Source organism: Kitasatospora sp. NPDC058243, assembly GCF_042882025.1.
GTDB lineage: Bacteria > Actinomycetota > Actinomycetes > Streptomycetales > Streptomycetaceae > Kitasatospora.
In genome coordinates, this window is the sequence record NZ_JBHVWW010000016.1 from 33,924 (window position 1) to 52,951 (window position 19,028).

The 19,028-nt window shown below is 71.5% G+C and carries 16 protein-coding genes and 2 CRISPR repeat arrays; of the genes, 14 read left to right on the forward strand and 2 right to left on the reverse strand.

Annotated features, from left to right (window positions below):
* The first annotated feature begins 12 nt into the window (after window positions 1-12).
* From ACFVX9_RS13725 to ACFVX9_RS13785, 13 genes are all read left to right on the forward strand, one after another.
* Window positions 13-791 (forward strand): IS5 family transposase gene (locus ACFVX9_RS13725; protein ID WP_387981810.1). Its coding sequence is split into 2 segments (ribosomal slippage): window positions 13-349 and window positions 349-791, totalling 780 coding nucleotides; the frame shifts between segments, so codons are not numbered across the junction.
* Window positions 792-1,364: 573 nt separating this feature from the next.
* A CRISPR array of direct repeats spans window positions 1,365-2,370; the repeat unit is 28 nt; unit sequence GAGCAACCCCCGCGAGCGCGGGGCCGAT.
* A 289-nt stretch (window positions 2,371-2,659) separates the two neighbouring features.
* Window positions 2,660-2,983 carry a divalent-cation tolerance protein CutA gene (gene cutA, locus ACFVX9_RS13730; protein WP_387981727.1) on the forward strand — a complete coding sequence of 108 codons (324 nt, stop codon included), beginning with the start codon at window positions 2,660-2,662 and terminating at the stop codon, window positions 2,981-2,983.
* Between the two features lie 190 nt (window positions 2,984-3,173).
* Window positions 3,174-3,485, forward strand: coding sequence for a hypothetical protein (locus ACFVX9_RS13735; RefSeq protein ID WP_387981728.1), 312 nt, complete (start codon window positions 3,174-3,176; stop codon window positions 3,483-3,485).
* Window positions 3,486-3,621: 136 nt separating this feature from the next.
* Window positions 3,622-3,798 (forward strand): hypothetical protein, encoded by a 177-nt coding sequence (locus ACFVX9_RS13740; RefSeq protein ID WP_387981729.1) that lies wholly within the window; start codon window positions 3,622-3,624, stop codon window positions 3,796-3,798.
* 125 nt (window positions 3,799-3,923) lie between these two features.
* Window positions 3,924-4,928: direct repeats of the CRISPR family, unit length 27 nt; unit sequence GAGCAATCCCCGCGAGCGCGGGGCCGA.
* Window positions 4,929-5,055: 127 nt separating this feature from the next.
* On the forward strand, window positions 5,056-8,004 hold the full coding sequence (cas3, locus tag ACFVX9_RS13745; RefSeq protein WP_387981730.1) for a CRISPR-associated helicase Cas3': 2,949 nt from the start codon (window positions 5,056-5,058) through the stop codon (window positions 8,002-8,004).
* 210 nt (window positions 8,005-8,214) lie between these two features.
* On the forward strand, window positions 8,215-9,951 hold the full coding sequence (casA, locus tag ACFVX9_RS13750; RefSeq protein WP_387981731.1) for a type I-E CRISPR-associated protein Cse1/CasA: 1,737 nt from the start codon (window positions 8,215-8,217) through the stop codon (window positions 9,949-9,951).
* On the forward strand, window positions 9,941-10,585 hold the full coding sequence (gene casB / locus ACFVX9_RS13755; protein ID WP_380481356.1) for a type I-E CRISPR-associated protein Cse2/CasB: 645 nt from the start codon (window positions 9,941-9,943) through the stop codon (window positions 10,583-10,585). The genes casA and casB overlap by 11 nt, the downstream gene beginning before the upstream one ends.
* Before the next feature lie 41 nt (window positions 10,586-10,626).
* Window positions 10,627-11,772 carry a type I-E CRISPR-associated protein Cas7/Cse4/CasC gene (gene cas7e / locus ACFVX9_RS13760; RefSeq protein ID WP_380481416.1) on the forward strand — a complete coding sequence of 382 codons (1,146 nt, stop codon included), beginning with the start codon at window positions 10,627-10,629 and terminating at the stop codon, window positions 11,770-11,772.
* Entirely contained in the window at window positions 11,772-12,662 is an 891-nt protein-coding gene (gene cas5e / locus ACFVX9_RS13765) for a type I-E CRISPR-associated protein Cas5/CasD (RefSeq protein WP_380481354.1), read from the forward strand. Before cas7e ends, cas5e begins: the two co-directional genes overlap by 1 nt.
* A gap of 4 nt (window positions 12,663-12,666) precedes the next feature.
* Window positions 12,667-13,443: a type I-E CRISPR-associated protein Cas6/Cse3/CasE gene (gene cas6e, locus ACFVX9_RS13770; protein WP_380481352.1), complete on the forward strand. Its 777-nt coding sequence runs from the start codon at window positions 12,667-12,669 to the stop codon at window positions 13,441-13,443.
* A gap of 3 nt (window positions 13,444-13,446) precedes the next feature.
* On the forward strand, window positions 13,447-14,469 hold the full coding sequence (gene cas1e, locus ACFVX9_RS13775; protein ID WP_380481350.1) for a type I-E CRISPR-associated endonuclease Cas1e: 1,023 nt from the start codon (window positions 13,447-13,449) through the stop codon (window positions 14,467-14,469).
* The gene (cas2e, locus tag ACFVX9_RS13780; RefSeq protein ID WP_331744407.1) at window positions 14,466-14,744 is read left to right on the forward strand and encodes a type I-E CRISPR-associated endoribonuclease Cas2e; all 279 of its coding nucleotides are present in this window, start codon (window positions 14,466-14,468) and stop codon (window positions 14,742-14,744) included. The genes cas1e and cas2e overlap by 4 nt, the downstream gene beginning before the upstream one ends.
* A gap of 237 nt (window positions 14,745-14,981) precedes the next feature.
* A complete protein-coding gene (locus ACFVX9_RS13785; protein WP_363378571.1) occupies window positions 14,982-15,371 on the forward strand; it encodes a RidA family protein in 390 nt (129 codons plus the stop codon).
* Between the two features lie 87 nt (window positions 15,372-15,458).
* Here the strand turns inward: ACFVX9_RS13785 and ACFVX9_RS13790 are convergent, their stop codons facing one another.
* Together ACFVX9_RS13790 and ACFVX9_RS13795 are read right to left on the reverse strand one after the other, a co-directional pair.
* Window positions 15,459-16,079, reverse strand: a complete 621-nt coding sequence (locus tag ACFVX9_RS13790) for a UbiX family flavin prenyltransferase (protein ID WP_387981734.1) — start codon at window positions 16,077-16,079, stop codon at window positions 15,459-15,461.
* Between the two features lie 89 nt (window positions 16,080-16,168).
* Complete coding sequence (locus ACFVX9_RS13795; RefSeq protein WP_380481346.1) at window positions 16,169-17,608, reverse strand: UbiD family decarboxylase; 1,440 nt, start codon at window positions 17,606-17,608, stop codon at window positions 16,169-16,171.
* Window positions 17,609-17,822: 214 nt separating this feature from the next.
* Here ACFVX9_RS13795 and ACFVX9_RS13800 point away from each other — a divergent pair, with 214 nt between their 5' ends.
* On the forward strand, window positions 17,823-18,857 hold the full coding sequence (locus ACFVX9_RS13800) for an Lrp/AsnC family transcriptional regulator (RefSeq protein WP_387981736.1): 1,035 nt from the start codon (window positions 17,823-17,825) through the stop codon (window positions 18,855-18,857).
* The last annotated feature ends 171 nt before the right edge of the window (window positions 18,858-19,028 follow it).

Sequence of the window (19,028 nt, forward strand, 5' to 3'; positions counted from 1 at the left end):
GCTTCCGTGACGATCGTGGAGCGCCTGGTGCCGGACGAGTTGTGGGAGCTGTTCCAGTTGGTGGTGCCGGAAGCTCCGGTACGTCCGCAGGGCGGAGGCCGGCGGCGGCACGGGGATCGTGAGGTGTTGGCGGCGATCGTGTTCGTCGCCACCTCGGGGTGTACCTGGGCTCAGCTGCCGCCTTGTTTCGGCCCATCCGGGCCTACCGCCCACCGGCGCTTCACCGAGTGGAGCAGGGCCAGGGTGTGGGCCAAGCTCCACCGGGTCGTCCTGGACGAGCTCGGCTCACGGGGGGAGCTGGACTGGCCGAGGTACGCGGTCGACTCGGTGAACATGCGGGCCCTGAAAAAGGGGAGCTGACAGGTCCGAATCCTGTCGATCGGGGCAAGTGCGGGTCGAAGATCCACCTGCTCACCGAACGCACCGGTTTACCCCTGTCGCTCGCGATCTCCGGGGCCAACGTCCACGACAGCCAGGCCCTGATACCGCTCGTCGACGCCATCCCGCCGATCCGCTCGCGACGCGGCCCCGGGCGGCGCCGACCCGGCAAAGTGCACGGCGACAAAGCCTACGACCACCGCTTCATCCGCGCCTACCTTCGCCGCCGACAGATCCCCGCCCGCATCACCCGCCGAGGCATCGACTCCTCCCAGCGCCTCGGCAGGCACCGCTGGGTGATCGAGCGCACCGTCGCCTGGCTCGGCGGATTCCGCCGACTCCACCGCCGTTACGAACGCAAGGCCGACCACTTCGCCGCAGCTCTCATCTGCATCCGAAGACTCTCCAAATGAGATGTCTTCTTAAGATCGCTGAGAAGACATTTGATTTGGACGAGGTCGCGCAAATGTGGCGGGAGCTGCTGAATGCTCTGGCTCTGGTGCGGATCGAGGGTCCGGAACCGTTCTCAGCGAAGGCTTCCCAAGCCTGGAAGACCTTGAACTCGGTCACGCTCGACGTGGTTAGCGCCCATAGGCGTCTAACTCCCGTGCTGTTATTGCGATCTGCGGCCGACCAGGGAGACTAAGCCGCGAAGATGGTCCTGAAAGAAATCAACCACCCTCGGAAAAATCCCGTGCCCGCAGCAGTCTGGGCGGCACTGAGGGAGAGCCAGCTGTTCTCTCCTAGACCTCGGCGCTGGCTCGGCGTGCTAGGTGGGACGGCCCTGGACCGCGGCCGGGCCCACGGCCGGTGGTCTCCTTTGGCGACTCGTACGCCCAGTTCCGCAGGGAACTTGTTGAATTCAGCGACTCAATTCGCGAACAGTTTGACGCGTCCACGCCTATTTTGTCGTCTCGTCGGGCCAGCATCATCGGGCGAAGGAGTGAGCACCGCGAACTGCTGTGGTCGTCTGAGTGGGAGGCCGCCGAGCAACCCCCGCGAGCGCGGGGCCGATGTTTCGCGGCGGCGCGAGAAGAGTCTTTATCTGGAGCAACCCCCGCGAGCGCGGGGCCGATGTGGCCACCGGGTCCTGCCGCCGGTCATGGTGGGAGAAACCCCCGCGAGCGCGGGGCCGATGACGTCACGCCGCCCGAGCTGCGGCCCTCTGCGGAGCAACCCCCGCGAGCGCGGGGCCGATTCGCACGCCGCGCGGAGAGTAGGCCAGCGATGGGAGCAACCCCCGCGAGCGCGGGGCCGATACCTGAAGATCGAGCCGGGCGGCGAGGTGGTGGGAGCAACCCCCGCGAGCGCGGGGCCGATTGCGACAAGCTCGACGGGATTGCGGAAGACGGGGAGCAACCCCCGCGAGCGCGGGGCCGATTCGGTCGACCACGTAGGTGCTGTCGTACCGGCCGGAGCAACCCCCGCGAGCGCGGGGCCGATCAACCAACCCTGTGATCCACGGAGGTACCCGTGGAGCAACCCCCGCGAGCGCGGGGCCGATACCACCACCAGGGCCACCCCGTGGGGCGCCAGCGAGCAACCCCCGCGAGCGCGGGGCCGATCACTCGGCGCAGATCGGGACGATCCACTCCTCGGAGCAACCCCCGCGAGCGCGGGGCCGATGCGATGCCCCCCGCCAGCCGCAAGTCCGACGTCGAGCAACCCCCGCGAGCGCGGGGCCGATGATTGCTCGCGCCAGCCGGGCCGGATCTCAACGGAGCAACCCCCGCGAGCGCGGGGCCGATCGGGCGGCGTGCACCTTGACGCGCACTGGCGGGGAGCAACCCCCGCGAGCGCGGGGCCGATCCGTGCCCGTCATCAGGTACGGGGCACGGCCGGGAGCAACCCCCGCGAGCGCGGGGCCGATTCCCGCTGCGCCCCGAACCGGGTATCTGGGTCGGAGCAACCCCCGCGAGCGCGGGGCCGATGCCCGCCAGGACGGGTCGATCCGGGCGTCCACCGAGCAACCCCCGCGAGCGCGGGGCCGATACTTCCTGACCTGCGGTGATTAGCGGCCGAGGGGCCTGATTGATTCAGTTCGATCGGTTGAGGCGCTGTCGAACAGCCGATGCGTTGTTGCCATCTCTCCTTGCCCCAGGGCTGGTTGTCAGTGTCGTGGCCTACACTCTCGAAGCGTACTCGCACGTGCAGGTTGAGACGATGGTTGAAGACCGTTGGCAGTGGTACCTGTCCGAGGTCAGGGGCTGGCTGGGCGTGCTGTGGGGTAGGTCCGTCGGGCAGAGTGTGGGCGGCGGTCGATGCCGGGTACCGTCACGGTATGACGATCAGTGACTTCGTTGTGGTGACGACGACCCATGACGACGAGGCAAAGGCCCGTGGGCTCGCTTCGGCGGTGATCCGTGACCGCCTGGCCGCGTGTGCGCAGGTCTACCGCGTCCAGTCCGTCTACTGGTGGGACGGTGCGGTGCAGGACTCCGCCGAGTGGCGGGTCGACTTCAAGTCCCGGGCGAGCCTGGCTGATCGGCTGTGCGCGCGCATCGTTGAGCTGCACTCCTACGACACGCCGGAGGTCGTCGGGGTGCCGGTGATCACTGGATCGGCCGCCTACCTGGAGTGGGTGGCCGCTGAGACGCGAAGCTGATCGGCAGTTACTTCAAGGAGGCCCGGATCTCGTCTCGAAAGGCCTGGGCCGCCGACGATGCCGGGAGCTGGTCGGCCTTCACCTCCCTGTGGACCAGGCCAGAGCGAGCGCGGCCCACACGGACAGGCTGCTCGCGGAGGCCGGCGTCCGACAGGCCGGAGCGGTTCCCATGGAGGAGGCCAGCCAGTGGGTGCGAGACGCCACCACCATGGACCAGGCCCGGCAATACGGCACGCTGCGGCTCTGCGCGCACCTGACCAGCATCCAGCCCATGGCGCTGCTGACCGAGGACCCGCGCCGAGTCGTCTGCTGGCCCTGCTACACCGAGGCCCGAGCGACTCGGACCTGTTCGACCTGCGGGTCTCCGGCGGGTTCGGCGTCGATGCTGGGCGGTGTCGAGTCGATCGTGCGCGGCCCTGCGGTGCTGTACTCGCGGGTCATCTGTGCGTCGTGTGCGGACCTCGGCCATCCGGTGGGGACGTTCGGCAACGGGTGGGGCTGAGGCCCCATCATGGGTGACCCGGCAGGACAGTCACAGAGAGGACACCATGAGCGCGACCATCCCCCCTAAACGCCAGGGCGCTTGGAGTCGGGGCCGCCGTGAGACCGCGGGCCCAAACCGCGGGCGGCACCCCCTGATGCCGCCGCTGGGCGAGATCCCGATCCTGGCGGACGAGGAGATCGAGGAGGACGACATGACCCCGCAGAAGGACCCCAGCGGCGGCTCGGGCGGAATCGGTGGCCCGAAGGCACCGCCGGCGGCACCGAAGACCCCGCCGCCGCCGGCCGACCCGCCGCCGAACCCCGAGAAGTGACTCCCCGGCCGGCCGTACGGCGGTGCGGCCGGCCAGTGCTACTCGTCGCGGAACAGATGCCAGAGCGGGATCCCGATCGGGCGGGCGATCGCGCTGAGCTGGTCGAGCGTGGGCGGGACGAGGCCGGAGCAACCCCCGTGAGCGCGGGGCCGAGCGCCCGCTTCACCGCACCACCCCATGGCGGCCGAAACAACCCCCGCGAGCGCGGGGCCGACGAGCCCTGGTCCACGCCGTCGCCCCGGGCGGTGGGGCAACCCCCGCGAGCGCGGAGCCGATACAACCCCGGAACTGTCCAGCGGGGCTACGCCGGAGCAACCCCCGCGAGCGCGGGGCCGATAGCAGGAACCGAGGGATCTGGCCATCCGAAGGGGAGAAACCCCCGCGAGCGCGGGGCCGATTCGGTGACGTACTGGTAGATCGACACCTCGGGGGAGCAATCCCCGCGAGCGCGGGGCCGATCCCACCCAGCCCCAGCAGAGCGACCCGGCCGCGGAGCAATCCCCGCGAGCGCGGGGCCGATCGTCTCCATCAGCCGTTCCGCGTAGGCGGCCAGGAGCAATCCCCGCGAGCGCGGGGCCGATCACACCCGCCAGGGGGACCAACCCGTGCTCACCGGAGCAATCCCCGCGAGCGCGGGGCCGATCGGCCAGCCGCACCCAGCTTCTTGGCGAACAGGGAGCAATCCCCGCGAGCGCGGGGCCGATCCGCTCACCCTCGCCGACACCGACCCGACCGCCGAGCAATCCCCGCGAGCGCGGGGCCGATCCGGCCTTGCTTGTAGAAGGCGGTGAGCGACAGGAGCAATCCCCGCGAGCGCGGGGCCGATGACCGGCTGCGCGCCTGGGCCGAGGCCGAACTGGAGCAATCCCCGCGAGCGCGGGGCCGACTCCCCCGGCCAACCCGGCCGGGGGGCGCCCCGTGAGCAATCCCCGCGAGCGCGGGGCCGACGTGATCCGCGCCTGCCCCCACCGCTCCTCGAAAGAGCAATCCCCGCGAGCGCGGGGCCGACCCACATCTGGGCCTGCTGGACGTACTGCGATCCGAGCAATCCCCGCGAGCGCGGGGCCGACCGTCCGACGTCGGTGACGTCGCGCCAGCCGGGGGAGCAATCCCCGCGAGCGCGGGGCCGACGCTTTCTGACCTGCGGTGATTAGCGGGCGAGGGGCCTGATTGATTCAGTTCGATCGGATGGCAGCCCGGAGGGGAGTCGATGTGTGACCGTCATATTTCTTTGCTCCGAGGCGAGTTGTCAGTGCCGTGTCCTACGCTCTCGAAGCGTACCTGCACGTGGAGGTTGAGACGATGGTTGAGGATCGTTGGCAGTGGTACCCGCCCGAGGTCAGGGGGTGGCTGGGTGCGCTGTGGGGTAAGTCCGCTGGGCGGGCCGGGGGGACGGCCAACCTTCTGCTGTCGCACATGCTGGACACTGCGGCGGTGGCCGAGATTGTCTGGGATCGCTACCTGCCGCCGGTGACGCGGTGGCGCCTGGACGCTCTGGCGGGGGGAGCGGGTAAGGGGCGGCGTCTGTTCGCCTGGTTGTGCGGGATTCATGACTGTGGCAAGGCCACCCCGGCGTTTCAGCATCTCGATGCCGCCGGCGAGGCTGCGGTCCGTCAAGCGGGGCTCACCTGGGACAAGTACGCGGTGAAGGGCTCGTCTTGGCGGCATGACAAGGCCGGTGGCCGGGTGCTGAAGGCGCTGCTCACCGAAGCGAAGTGGTCGCAGGAGCAGGTCGGTTGGGTCTGGCCGCTGGTCGCCGGCCACCACGGGCTGATCCCGACGTTGGGGCAGCTGAGCCCGCCGAAGAAGAACGAAAAGCTGCAGGGAATCGGCCGCCCCTGGAAGCTCGCGCAGTCGGCGCTGGTGGAGGCGTTCTCGCGGGAGCTCGGCTATGAGGGGGAGTCGCCGCTGGCCGCGGTGGAGCCGGTGCTGGTGCCGAGCCGGGCGGCGCAGCTTCAGCTGTCCGGTTTCGTGGTGATGGCGGACTGGATCGCCAGCGACGAGCGGCACTTCACGGGTGTGTCCGATCTGGCGAAGGTGGCGATGTCTCAGGCGCGGCAGCGGGCTGCGGCGGCGTGGTCGAGGCTCGAACTGCGCGGTGGATGGGGAGCGTTGGCGGCGCCTGGCCCGGAGACGTTCCGGGACAGGTTCGGCCACGGGACCAGGCCTTCGCAGGAGTTGGTCCTCGACGTGGTGCGTCGGATGGGTGGGTCCGGTCTGGTGATCGTCGAGGCGCCGATGGGGGAGGGCAAGACGAAGGCGGCGCTGGCGGCGGCCGAGCTGCTGGCAGCGCGTCACGGTGCGGACGGGGCGTTCCTGGGCATGCCGACCCAGGCGACGGCGGACCCGATGTTCACCCAGGTCCGGTCGTGGCTGCGCGAGGTCGGCGATGGGCTGGAGGGCCAGGTCGCGCTGCTGCACGGCAAGCGGATGTTCAACAAGGAGTGGCGCGGCCTGCTGGAGGGCGCGGGGGAGTGGGGGCAGGACGCCGACGACCCCTTCGCTTCGGTGGGGGAAGACGAGTTCGGTATGCAGACCGACTGCTTCGACGGCTGCGCGGACGGGGAGCGCCGGGCCCCCGCCGAGTGGTTCCTCGGCCGCCGCCGCGGGTTGCTGAGCCCGTTCGCGGTCGGCACCATCGACCAGCTCCTGTACGCCGCGACCCGTACCAAGCACGTGATGCTGCGGATGGCCGGCTTGGTGGGCAAGGTCGTGATCCTCGACGAGGTCCACGCCGCCGACGTCTACATGTCGCAGTTCCTGCTGGAGGGCCTGTGGTGGCTCGGGCAGGCCGGCGTGCCGGTGGTGCTGCTGTCGGCGACGCTGCCGCCGGAGCAGCGGCGCCGCCTGGTCGCCGCCTACCTGGCCGGTGCACGGTCGGCGGAGGCCTCGGCGGCCCTGGAGCTGCCCGAGCCGGAGGGCTATCCGAGCGTCACGGCGGCCTGGGCGGGGCCGGACGGGCGGCCGGAGTTGTTGGTGGAGAGCACCGCATCCTGGCGTGAGGACCTTCAGGTGCGGGTCGAGGTGCTCGATGAACAGCCGACGCGGACCGACGCCCAAGTCGCGCAGGATGCCGCCGTGGTCGACTATCTGAAGGAGCGGCTGGTCGACGGCGGATGCGTGCTGGTCATCCGGAACACCGTGGCCCGCGCCCAGTCCACGTTCGAGGCCCTCCGCAAGGAGTTCGGCGCTGATGTCCGGCTCCTGCACGGGCGCCTGCACGCCGGCCACCGGGCGGACCGTACGCAGGAGGTGCTGAAGCTCCTCGGACCACCGGCCGAGGGATCCGGGCGTCCCGGCAGGATGATCGTCGTCGCGACCCAGCTCGCGGAGCAGTCCTTCGACGTCGACGCCGATCTGCTGATCACCGACCTCGCTCCGATGGACCTGCTCCTCCAGCGCATCGGACGCCTCCACCGCCACGACGGCGTGCAGCGCCCCCGCCGGCTGTCCCGGCCCACCGTTGTCATCACCGGTATCCGCCTCGACGACGACGGCGTGCCGCAGATCCTGCGCGACTCCGAGGGGATCTACGGCCGCTACCTCCTGCTGCGCACGGCCGCCGAGGTCGAGCGGGCGGCGAAGGCCGACGCAGGCGCGTGGGGCATCCCCGGACAGGTGCCGGACCTGGTCGCCCGGGTCTACGGCACCGATCCCGTCGTCCCGGCGGAGTGGAGCGAGGCCGAGGCGCAGGCGCGGCAGGACTGGGAGAAGCGGCAGGCCAAACGCCGCGAGGAAGCCGCCCAGTACGTCCTGACCCGCGCCGGGGAGCACGGTTCGCAGACTCTGGCCGGTCTGCACTACGGAGCCCACGGCACGCTGGCGGAGGGGCAGTTCGAGGCGCTCGTCCGGGACGGGGACCGGAGCGTCGAGGTCGTGCTGGTGCGCCGCACCGGGGAAGACTTCCACGCGATGACGGGCCGTAAGCTCGGCCCCAACGGGACGGTCGCGGCCGAGACGGTGGACGACGTGTTCTCCGGGACGGTGCGCCTGCCCACCAAACTGACAAAGGTCGCCGAGCAGGTGCTCGGTCCGCTGTCGGGCTGGCGCGACCATCCATGGCTGCGATACAGCCTGGCCCTCGAACTCGACGAGCGCGGGGACGCCGCCCTCGGTGACTTCCAACTGCGCTACGACGACCTGCTCGGCCTCGTGGTGAGCGGAGGGCCCCAGCGCGCCCCGGTACCGATAAAGGCGAGGGGGTGAGTCGAACAGGCGTCGCCCCACCCCCTCAACCCCGCGACCGCGGGGCCGACTTGCAGCCGACCAGGGCCGGAAAACACGGCCACGGGCCATCCCCGCGCACCAAAGCAGGCGGGGCCGGGGGCAATTCAAGCATTCACCCCACAACAGGCATCCGCCGGTGCCACGATGAACCAGCAACAAGCTAAACATGGCTAGTTGGGAGATCAGCGCGTGCCTGGGTACAACCTTGTCGACGAACCGTGGCTGACGGTACGACCCGTCGGTGGCGGGCCCCCCGTCCAGGTGGGGATCGCTGGGGCCCTGGCCCGGGCCCACGAGTTCGAGGGCCTCGTCGTCGAGTTCTCCACGCAGCTGCCGGCCGTCCTGCGCCAGGTCCTGCTGCCCGTCGTCGCCGACGCCACCGGCGCGCCCCAGAACCCCGGGGAGAAAGGTGAGCGGCTTTCCCGGGAGGGCGGCGGATTCACGAAGGACGAGCTGGGCAGCCTGGAGATCTACCTCGCCGATCACCACGCGAAGTTCGACCTCTTCGACCCCGCCGCCCCGTTCGGGCAGGTCGCCGGGCTGCGCACCGCCAAGGACGAGACGAAGGGCTCCGCCGCCCTGGTGGCGACCGCGGCGAGCGGCAACAACGTCCCGCTGTTCGGCACCCGTACCGACGCGGACCCGCTCGACCTGACGCCGGCCCAGGCCGCCCACTGGCTCGTGCACGCCCACTGCTGGGACACCGCGGCGATCAAGACCGGCGTCGTCGGCGACGACCAGGTCAAGGCGGGCAAGACGACCGGGAACCCCACCGGCCCGCTCGGCCAGCTCGGCGTCATCATCCCCACCGGGCGCACCCTGTACGAGACCCTCCTGCTGAACCTTCCGCTCACCCCGCCCGACAACCTCGGCCTCCCGCAGTGGAAACGCGGCCCGCACGGCCCCGCCTGGCAGCCCCGCGCGGCCGAAGGCCTCCTCGACCTGTGGACCTGGCAGGCCCGGCGGATCCGCCTCATCCCGCACCAGGACGAGGCCGGGCAGCTGAAGGTGGCCCGGGTCGTCATCAGCGCGGGGGACCGGCTGACGCCCATGCCCGAGCAGGAGCCCCACACCGCCTGGACCTTCACCGCCCCCGCCAAGAAGTCCGCCTCCGCCCTGTCCGAGCGCAGGCCGCGCCGCCACACCCAGGGCAAGGCCGCCTGGCGCGGTCTGGAGGCCCTTCTCACGCCCACTCGCCAGGGCCCCGACGGCGGCTTCGAGACCAGCATCCTGCTCGACCAGATCAGCGCCCTGCAAGAGGACGACCGACTCCCCGCCGACTACCCGCTGCAGGTCGAGACCTTCGGCATGGTCTACGGCACCCAGTCCGCGATCGTCGAGGACGTCATCCACGACGTCATCCCCCTGCCGCTGCTCGCCCTCCAGCAGGACAGCGAAGCCCAGCTGCTCCTCCTGGACGTCGCCGAGCAGGCGGAACGGCTCGCCCAGGCCGTCAGCAACCTCTCCGCCGACCTGCGCCGGGCCGCCGGAACGGACCCCATCCCCTGGGACAAGGGCCAGCGACCGGGCGAGCTCCTCCTGCACACCCTCGACCCCCTGGTGCGCCGCCTGCTCGCCGGCGTCTGCACCGCCGGCGCGGACGACGAGGCCCTGGAGCGGGGCCGGCTCGCCTGGGAACAACTCGCCCACCGCCAGGCGTGGGACGTGGCGAACACGCTCCTGCTGGCCGCACCCGCCACCACCTTCGGCGGCCGCACGATCAGCCTGGGCGGCAAGGCGGGCAAGACGCAGACCTACCGGCTCGGTACCGCGGGCGCCAACTTCCGGCGCCGGCTCGACGAGATCCTTCCCCGGTACGCCGACGCCGTCCGGGAAGCGGCCGCCGTACGGGAAGCGGCCGCCGCGCGGGCGGCCGAGACCGGCCCCGCCCTCGACCACGACCCCGGAGCGGACTTTGACGACTGAGCACACCGCCGGCGCCGCCGCTGAGCACGCCACTGCCGCTGAGCGCATCGCCGCCGCCCGAAGGCGCCGGTACTGGGACGAGTTCACCGGCCCCGACCACAACTGGCGGTACGACCCCCGCACCAAGCAACCACGCCGGCCGCCCGGCGAGGACCTGGCGGCCCTGCGCTCCGGCCTCGGGCGCCCGGTCATGGACAGCCCCAAGATGTGGCCGCTCTACAGCTGCGAGGTCAACGACGTCCTCGCGCTGCGCGACGAGGTGTCCGACGAGCAGAAGGCCGAGCACGCCGCGCTGGCTCTCTACGGCCTGCACCAGCAGAGCCAGTCCAAGCCGATGCACCGCCGTGGCGTCAAGCTCGGGGAGGCGCTGCGAGTGCTGCGCCGCAGCGGCAAGGTCAGCGAGGAGGCGCTCGACACCCGGGTCGCGCAACTCGCGGGCGCCACCAGCGTGTCCGCGCTGCTGGTCCACCTGCGTGGGCTGATCACCCAACTGCGTTCCATCACGCAGCCGTTGGACTACAGCCACCTGATGGCCGACATCCAGGCCTGGCACAGCACCGACCGGCGCCCGCAGGTCCGCCTCAAGTGGGCGATCGGCTACCAGGCGTGGAAGGACAAGACGCCCGCCGACTGAGCGCCCGACACACCCGGACCACCACCCCCGAGGAGAAGCGCATGACCGCCCGCCTCTACATCGACGTCCACATCCTGCAGACCGTCCCGCCGGCCAACCTCAACCGGGACGACAACGGCAACCCCAAGGAGGCGTACTTCGGCGGCAAGCGCCGCTCGCGCGTCTCCTCCCAGGCCTGGAAGCGCGCCACCCGCATCCACTTCGCCGAGAGCCGCGACCGGCAGGACCTCGCCACCCGCACCAAGCGGATCGCCGCCCAGCTCGCCAAGGGCATCGCCGAGCGCGCCGGCATCGAGGCCGAGGACGCGCAGCGGATCGCCGACGCCCTGATCAAGTCGACCGGGATCTCCGCCGGCAAGAAGGAGGGCGACACCGCCTACCTCCTCTTCTACGGGCGCCGCCAGCTGGACGGCATCGTCGACCTGGTCGCCGACACCGCCGCCGACCTCGCCGCCCTCGACGCCAAGGCATTGGAGGAGGCCGTCAAGGCGCTGCCGGTCAAGGAGCAGTTGCAGAGCGGCCACCCGGCCGACGTCGCGCTGTTCGGCCGGATGGTCGCCGACATCCCCGGCCTGAACGTCGACGCCGCCACCCAGGTGGCGCACGCGATCTCCACCCACGCCGCCGAACTCGAATTCGACTACTACACGGCCGTCGACGACGAGAACACCGCCGAGGAGACCGGCGCCGGCATGATCGGCACCATCGGCTTCAACTCCGCCACCCTCTACCGCTACGCGACCGTGGGCCTGCACCAGCTGCGCGGCAACCTCGGCGACGACAAGGCCGCCGTCGACGCCGTCGACCTGTTCGTCGACTCCTTCGCCCGGTCCATGCCCACCGGCTACGGCAACTCCTTCGCGCACCGCACCCGCCCCAGCCTGGTGGCCGTCGTCGTGCGCGCCGACCAGCCCGTGAACCTCGTGTCCGCGTACGAGAACCCCGTCCCGGCGAGCCGGGGCATCGTCGCCGAGTCCGCGCGCCGCCTCGCCGTGGAGTTCGCCACCGCCACCGAGCAGTGGGGAGACAGCCCGCTGTACGTCGGCATCTGCCACACCCTCGGTGCGGACACCGGCGCCGCCGAGTCCGCGCAGCAGCTGGCGGAGGCCTTCGGCGCGAACCGCACCTTCACCGAGCTGCGCGACGGCCTGCGCACCGCCCTCACCGAGGGGGTGAACGACAACTGATGCCCGCCGACCTGACCCCCGTACCGGCCCCGCAGGGCGAGGCGCAGGCGGTCCTCGTCCTGCGCCTGGCCGGGCCGCTCCAGTCCTGGGGCGACCGCAGCGCCTTCAACCGCCGCGACACCCCGCCCCAGCCGACCAAGTCCGGGGTCGTCGGCCTGCTCGCCGCCGCCGCCGGACTTCCCCGCGAAGCGGACATCACCGGCCTGGTCGGCCTGCGCCTGGGCGTGCGCATCGACCAGCCCGGCACGCTGCTGCGCGACTACCACACCGTCAGCGACTACCGGGGCCGCCCGCTGCCGCAGAGCGGCGTCAACGCCAAGGGCGTCCAGAAGCCGACCTCCCCGGCCAAGGACACCCACGTCACCCACCGCTACTACCTTCAGGACGCGGTGTTCGTCGCCGCCGTCCAGGGCCCGGCCGGCCTCGTCGCGACGCTCGCCGAGGCGATCCGCCGCCCCGCCTTCCCGCTCGCCCTCGGCCGCCGCTCCTGCGTCCCCACCCAGCCGATCGCCCTCGGCACCGTGCGCACCGGAGCCCTGGAGGACGTGCTGGCGGACGAGCCCTGGCAGGCGGGCACCGCCGCCAAGGCCGCCTACCGCCGACGGGCCGAACGCGGTCCGGATCCGTTCTCGCCCCACCGGATCGACCTGGCCGCGACCTTCGACGACCCGGCCGGCGACGACACCTTGCAGGACGTCCCGCGCTCCTTCGCGCCCCGCGAACGCGGCTTCACCACCCGGCGGATCCGCCACGCCTGGCTCAACGTCCCCACCGGCCTCGCCCCGTCCGCGCTGTTCGCCCCGTCTACCCTGTCTGCCGCGCCCACCACGACCGCCCAACCGGCCACTGCGGCCGGCGGCCACGACCCGTTCGCCCTGCTGGGCTGGTGACCAGATGACCTACCTTTCCCGCGTCCGCATCAACCCCCTGCGCGCCGCCAGCCGCACCCTGCTCGCCAACCCCCGCGCCCTGCACGGCGCCGTCACCGCAGGCATCCCCGACCCCGCCGCCGGCGACCGGATCCTCTGGCGCCTCGACGCCGACCACCCGCGCCGCCCCACGCTGCTGGTCCTCACCCCCTCCAAACCCGACTGGACCCACATCGTCGAACAGGCGGGCTGGCCCGACGCCGAAGGCGAGCACTACGCGGTCCGCGACTACAGCCCGCTGCTCGCCCAGCTCGCCGTCGGCCGCGAATTCGCCTTCCGGCTCAAGGCCAGCCCCGTCCAGAACACCTCCAAGCCCGCCAAGGCGAGCCCGCACCGCACCAAGACCGCCGCCGAACTCCACCACCGCTCCTACCGCATGGCCCACCGCACCGCCGCCCAGCAGCTCACCTGGTTCCTCGAACGCACCCAGCGCTGGGGCTTCACCATCCCCGAAGCGCGCACCGACAGCGCGGCCCCGGGCCTCGAACCGCCGGCCTCGGACACCCCCGCAGAGGCGCAGCAGCCCGCCCGGGAGGCCCGGATCACCGACCGCAGCCGCAACACCTTCACCAAGCCCGGCACCCGCAGCCCGGTCACCCTCACCACCGCCACCTTCGAAGGCCGGCTGCGCATCACCGACCCAGGGCTCCTCCAGGCCGCCCTCCTCGGTGGCATCGGCCCCTCCAAGGCCTACGGCTGCGGCCTGCTCACCCTCGCCCCGCTGCCGACCGGACACCACTGACCGATGGCCGACATCTGGTGGAAAGCCCACCCCCACGACCTGCACCGCCTCGCCGACCGCGTCTCCAGCGTCTACGTCGAGCGCAGCCACATCGACCGCGACGAGAACGCCGTCGTCGTCATCAACAAGCGCGAGACCGTCCGCGTCCCGGCCGCCATGGTCGCCGTGATGCTCCTCGGCCCGGGCACCCGCATCACCCACGGCGCCGTCAACCTGCTCGCCGACTCCGGCACCACCGTGTGCTGGGTCGGCGAGCAGGGCGTGCGGATGTACGCCGCAGGACTCGGCCCCAGCCGTGGCGCGGCCCTCCTCAACCGGCACGCCTGGCTGGTCAGCCGCACCAAGGAACGCCTCGCCGTCGCCCGGACCATGTACCGCATGCGCTTCCCCGGCGAGGACGTCAGCGCCGCCACCATGCAGCAACTGCGCGGTCGCGAGGGCGCCCGCATCCGCAAGCTCTACCAGGCCGAGTCCCGCCGAACGGGTGTTCCCTGGAACGGCCGGGTCTACAAGGCCGGCGACGCCCACGCCGCCGGCGACGACCTCAACCGCCTCCTGTCGGCCGCCAACGCCGCGCTCTACGGGATCTGCCACGCGGTCATCACCGGCCTGGGCGCCAGCCCCGGCCTCGGCTTCGTCCACACCGGCCTGGCGACCTCGTTCGTCCTCGACATCGCGGACCTCTACAAGGCCGAATACACCATCCCCCTCGCCTTCGACCTCGCCAAGCAGGGCCACACCGAGGAGCGCGACGCCCGGCTCGGCCTGCGCGACCGCATCGCCGAGGACAAACTGCTCGGCCGCATCGTGAACGACGTCAAGGCCCTCCTCAGCCCGGACGGCACCGAGATGCCGGACGTCGAGGTCAACGAACTCTGGGACGAACGCGTCGGCACGGTCCAGGGCGGCGTCAACTGGTCCGGGACGGAAGGCACGCCGACGCCCCCGGTCTCCGACCCAGGAATGGGAGACGAACACCTGGCCATCATCGGCCCGGAGTTCACCCAGGACACGGACAGCCCATGACCGTCATCATCCTCATCGCCGCCCCCGAAGGCCTGCGCGGCCACCTCACCCGCTGGATGGTCGAAGTCAACGCCGGCGTCTTCGTCGGCACCCCCAGCCGCCGCATCCGCGACCGCCTCTGGGACCTCCTCGCCACCCGCATCGGCGACGGCCAAGCCGTCCTCGTCGAACCCGCCACCAACGAACAGGGCTGGACCGTCCGCACCGCCGGCAAGGACCGCTGGAAGCCCGTCGACTTCGACGGACTGATCCTCTCAGCCCGCTCCCGCCGATAGACTCGCAGGTCACGAAGCGTAGGCCCCGCATGCGCGGGGATTGCTCCCCCGAAGGAGGCGTGGCGGCCGAAATCAATGGATCGGCCCCGCACGCGCGGGGATTGCTCCGGGTGGAGCACGATTCCGATCGGCGGGAAGTAGCCATCCCCGCAGGCGCGGGGGATGGGCTGCTTCAGGGGCGAAGTGCCCGGTGGAGGGCCTGTTTTCAGATGTGCGGTGCTCTGGGAGCATGGTGCGATGGATCATCGGCAGATAGTCAGTTCCGGCTCGCCTCTCGAACCTCAGATCGGCTTTTCCCGGGCAGTCCGCAAGGGGTCACACGTTGCAGTCGCGGGGACTGCTCCCATCGGGGACGGTGGGACGACCGTGGGGAAGGGCGATGTGTACGCCCAGACTGTCAGGTGTCTGGACATTGCGGAGGCCGCGCTGAAGGAGGCGGGGGCATCGTTGGGGGACGTTGTGCGGACCCGTCTCATGCTCACCGATGTGACGCGTTGGAAGGAGGCCGCGCGAGCGCACGGGGAGCGGTTCGCGTCGGTCCGTCCGGTCTGCACCGTCGTTGAGGTCTCACGCTTCATCGATCCCGAATGGCTCGTTGAAGTGGAGATCGACGCCATCCTCGACTGATTCCGGAAAGCGCTGGTCGCGGCCACATTGTGGGTGGCTGCGACCAGCGCTGTGGTTTTTCGTAGCGGGCGGGTGTGCCGCGCGGCGCTAGGAGGCGGGGTGGTGGTGGCGGGTGTCGGCCAGGCCCTGCCAGCGTTCTGCGATGTCGGCGGTGCCTGCGGGGAGGTCGAACTGGTCGAGGATGCGCATGACGATGTGGTCGACGAGGTCGCTGATGCCGTTCGGGGTGTCGTAGAAGGCCGGCATCGAGGGGACGATGCGTACGCCCATCCGGGAGAGCGCGAGCATGTTCTCCAGGTGGATCTCGTTGAGGGGCGTCTCCCGGGGCACGAGGACCAGTGGGCGCCGTTCCTTGAGGGTGACGTCGGCGGCGCGGGTGATGAGGTTGTCGGCCATGCCGTGCCGGACGGCCGCGAGCGTCTTCATGCTGCACGGGACGATGGCCATGCCCGCGACCGGGTAGGAGCCGGAGGAGATGGTGGCGCCGAGGTCGCCGAACTTGTGTGTCACGTCGGCGAGTTCGGCGAAGTGCCGGGCGCTGTAGGGCGTCTCCACCTCGATGGTGGAGCGGGCCCAGGTGCTCAGGACGAGGTGGGTCTCCACCTGGGGTGCCTCGCGCAGGACCTGTAGCAGGCGGGCGGCGATCGGGGCGCCGGTGGCGCCGGTGACTCCGATGACGAGGCGGGTGGTGGGGGGTGTGGCGGGCACAATGTGCTCCTGGCGTAGGGGTGAAGGGGGGGAGGACCGGAGGGGAGGGTGAGGGAGGGGGCGCACCGGGCCCCCTCCCCTCCGGCGGGCTACAGCGCCAGGACGCCCGCCCACCGTTCGCGCAGTTGCTCGCGGGTGGCCTGGTCGACGCGGTTGGCCGGCGGGTACCGGTCCTTCCACGCGAACGGCTTGCACGCGTCGATGAGCACGATGCCCATCGACAGGTCGCCGGCGGCGAGCTTGTCGGGTGCGAGCCGCGGGTCGATGGCGGTGGTCGGCGCGCGCAGGACCTGGATGGACTCGGTCGGGTGGACGCGGGTGAACATCGCCCACAGCACGTGGTTGATGTCGGTGATGTCGATGTCCTCGTCGACCACGACGAAGTACCGTTCCATGCCGCCCGTGCGCTTGCGCCCGGCCGCCGCCAGCAGCGCGTGCATGGCGTCCCCCGCGCCGGTCTGCTCGATGGAGACGACCATCAGGAGCTGCCGGGCGTAGGCCCACACGCCCTTGACGTTCTGCACGCCGGACGCTTCCAGGTGGTCCCAGGTCAGCGACGCCGAGTAGAGCGGAACGGCCTGGTCGCCGGCCGGGATGGTCGGCAGCATCGGCGGTGCGCCCAGGATGATCGGGTCGTCGCGGTGCAGGATCCGGGTGACCCGGACGACGGTCTCCTGGCCCGAGTGCGTGTAGTAGCCGGTCCACTCCCCGAAGGGGCCCTCCAGGACGGACTCCTCCTCGACCGGCGGCAGTTCGCCCTCGATCACGATCTCGGCGTGCGCCGGGATCGGAAGCTCGCTGCCCGGCGCGTACAGGACCTCGACGCCCTCCCCGCGCAGCCCGCCCGCCAGGTCGTACTCCGACATCCCGGACGGTGCGGCGATCGCGGCGGCGGTCGACAGGATCGGGTCCTGGCCGACCACCACGGCGATCGGGCAGGTCCGGCCGCGCGCCCAGTACTTCTCGGCGATCGCCTTGGCGTGCCGGTTGCCGAGCATCCACAGCGACAACCGGTCGCGGCCCTGGACGCAGGCCCGGTAGGTGCCGACGTTGACCCAGCCGCTGTCGGGGTCACGGGTGATCACCATGCAGGCGGTGCCGATGTAGCGGCCGCCGTCCCTGTCGTGCCAGCGCGGGGTGGGGAAGATCCCGAGGTCCACGTCCTCGCCGACCAGGACGTTCTCCAGGACCGGGCCGGTGGCGACCTCCACCGGGGGAACGGGCTCGATCCGCTTGCTGAGGTCCTTCCAGGCCCGCACGATGTCGAGCTCGGCGGTGTCGTGCGGCAGCCCGAGCGCCACCGCGGTGCGGGCGGGCGTCCCCATGAAGTTGGTGAACACCCGGTACCCCGTGGGGAATCCCGGAATGTTGTCGAACATCAGGGCGGGGCCTTCCCGCTCCGCCAGCAGTTCGGTGATGCCTCCGATGTCCAGGTCCCGGTCGGCGCCGTCGATCTGGAGGACTTCGTCCTTCCCGAGGACCTCGGTCAGGTGGTCGATGTAATGCCGAAGATCACGGAATGCGCTCATCTGCCGTCGGGGAGCCGGGTGGTGTGCCCGGGTCTCCCCTCCTCCTCTTCCTCGCGGGTGGCGGCCGAGCCGCGGCGCGGCCGCCACGGGGATCGCAGTTCCGCGCGGACAGGTGCCGCGTCGGCCTGCGCACCGATGATCCGGATCGGCCGCGAGCGGGCGCAACGAGTCCGGGCGTACGTGCCGGATACCGCCCCGGGTAGGGTCTGGATCCGTGGAATCCCTCAATCTCCGGCTGATCCACGCCCTCCAGATCGACGGGCGCGCCCCCCTGCGTCGGATCGCCTCGGTGCTGGGCGTCTCCGAGCAGGTCGTCGCCCGCCGCTACGCCGCGCTGTGCGAGAGCGCCGGGCTGCGCGTCATCGGCAGGCTCAACCCCCGGCCGGTCGGGCAGACCGTGTGGGCGCTGCGGTTGCAGTCCGCCCCCGGCGCGTCGCTCGGCCTGGCCCGGGCCCTGGCCGCGCGGGAGGACACGCGGTGGGTCCAGCTCGCCTCCGGCGCCACCGAGATCATCTGCCATCTGGTGGCGCACCGGGACCGCGCCCAGGACGCGCCGGTGCACCTGCTCGATCGGCTCCCGGGGGTCACCTCGATCACCGCGCAGCGCGTGCTGCGGCTGTTCAAGGGCGGCCCGACCACCTGGGGCGCCCTGACCTGCGAGCTGGACCAGGACCAGCGGGACGCGCTCGCCCCCGCGTTCCCGCCTCCTGCCGTCCCACCCCCAACGTTCCCGCCCCCCGATGGGCGGCTGTCGTCGTCGCCGTCGCCGTTGGAGCTCACCGACCTCGACCACACGCTGCTCGCCGCCCTGGCCCGCGACGGCCGTACGACGTACGCGGCGCTGGCCGCCGAGGGCCGCTGCCACGAGTCGACGGTGCGCCGCCGGATCGCCCACCTGCGCGCGGCCGGAGCGCTCTTCTTCGTCGTGGACGTCGACGAGCGGCTATTGGGCAGCCCGACCACCACCGCCATCTGGATGTCGGTGCGGCCCTCGCACCTCGCCGCCGTCGGCGAAGCCCTGGCCGAACACCCCGAAGTCGCCTACGCCGCCGCCACCACGGGGCGGACCAACCTCCTCGCCGCCGTCCTCTGCCCCGACGACGAGTACCTGTACGACTACCTGACCGACCGTCTCGGCGCCCTCCCGGGCATCGACACGGTCGAGACCGCCCCGATCGTCCGGACCCTCAAACGCGTCGGCACCGTCGGCCGCCACCGCAACCGGCCAGGCGGCACCCGGCGCGGCTGAGGATCGTCGAGACGTCGGGCGGCTGACCGCCCGGCGAGCCGTCCAGAACGTCCAGAACGGCCTGGGGGGGACCAATCGAACGAAGGAAACCCCAAAACCGACCCCCCCCCCCCCCCCCCCCCCCCCCCCCCACCCCAAAACCAGGGAGGAAAGGGAGGAAAGAGGGGAACC

Excerpts from the sequence above, each read along its gene's own strand:
- cutA (WP_387981727.1), top strand. The coding sequence starts at position 2,660 with ATGACGATCAGTGACTTCGTTGTGGTGACGACGACCCATGACGACGAG.
- ACFVX9_RS13740 (WP_387981729.1), top strand. The coding sequence starts at position 3,622 with ATGCCGCCGCTGGGCGAGATCCCGATCCTGGCGGACGAGGAGATCGAG.
- cas7e (WP_380481416.1), top strand. The coding sequence starts at position 10,627 with ATGACCGCCCGCCTCTACATCGACGTCCACATCCTGCAGACCGTCCCG.
- cas5e (WP_380481354.1), top strand. The coding sequence starts at position 11,772 with ATGCCCGCCGACCTGACCCCCGTACCGGCCCCGCAGGGCGAGGCGCAG.
- cas6e (WP_380481352.1), top strand. The coding sequence starts at position 12,667 with ATGACCTACCTTTCCCGCGTCCGCATCAACCCCCTGCGCGCCGCCAGC.
- cas1e (WP_380481350.1), top strand. The coding sequence starts at position 13,447 with ATGGCCGACATCTGGTGGAAAGCCCACCCCCACGACCTGCACCGCCTC.
- cas2e (WP_331744407.1), top strand. The coding sequence starts at position 14,466 with ATGACCGTCATCATCCTCATCGCCGCCCCCGAAGGCCTGCGCGGCCAC.
- ACFVX9_RS13785 (WP_363378571.1), top strand. The coding sequence starts at position 14,982 with ATGGATCATCGGCAGATAGTCAGTTCCGGCTCGCCTCTCGAACCTCAG.
- ACFVX9_RS13795 (WP_380481346.1), bottom strand. The coding sequence starts at position 17,608 with ATGAGCGCATTCCGTGATCTTCGGCATTACATCGACCACCTGACCGAG.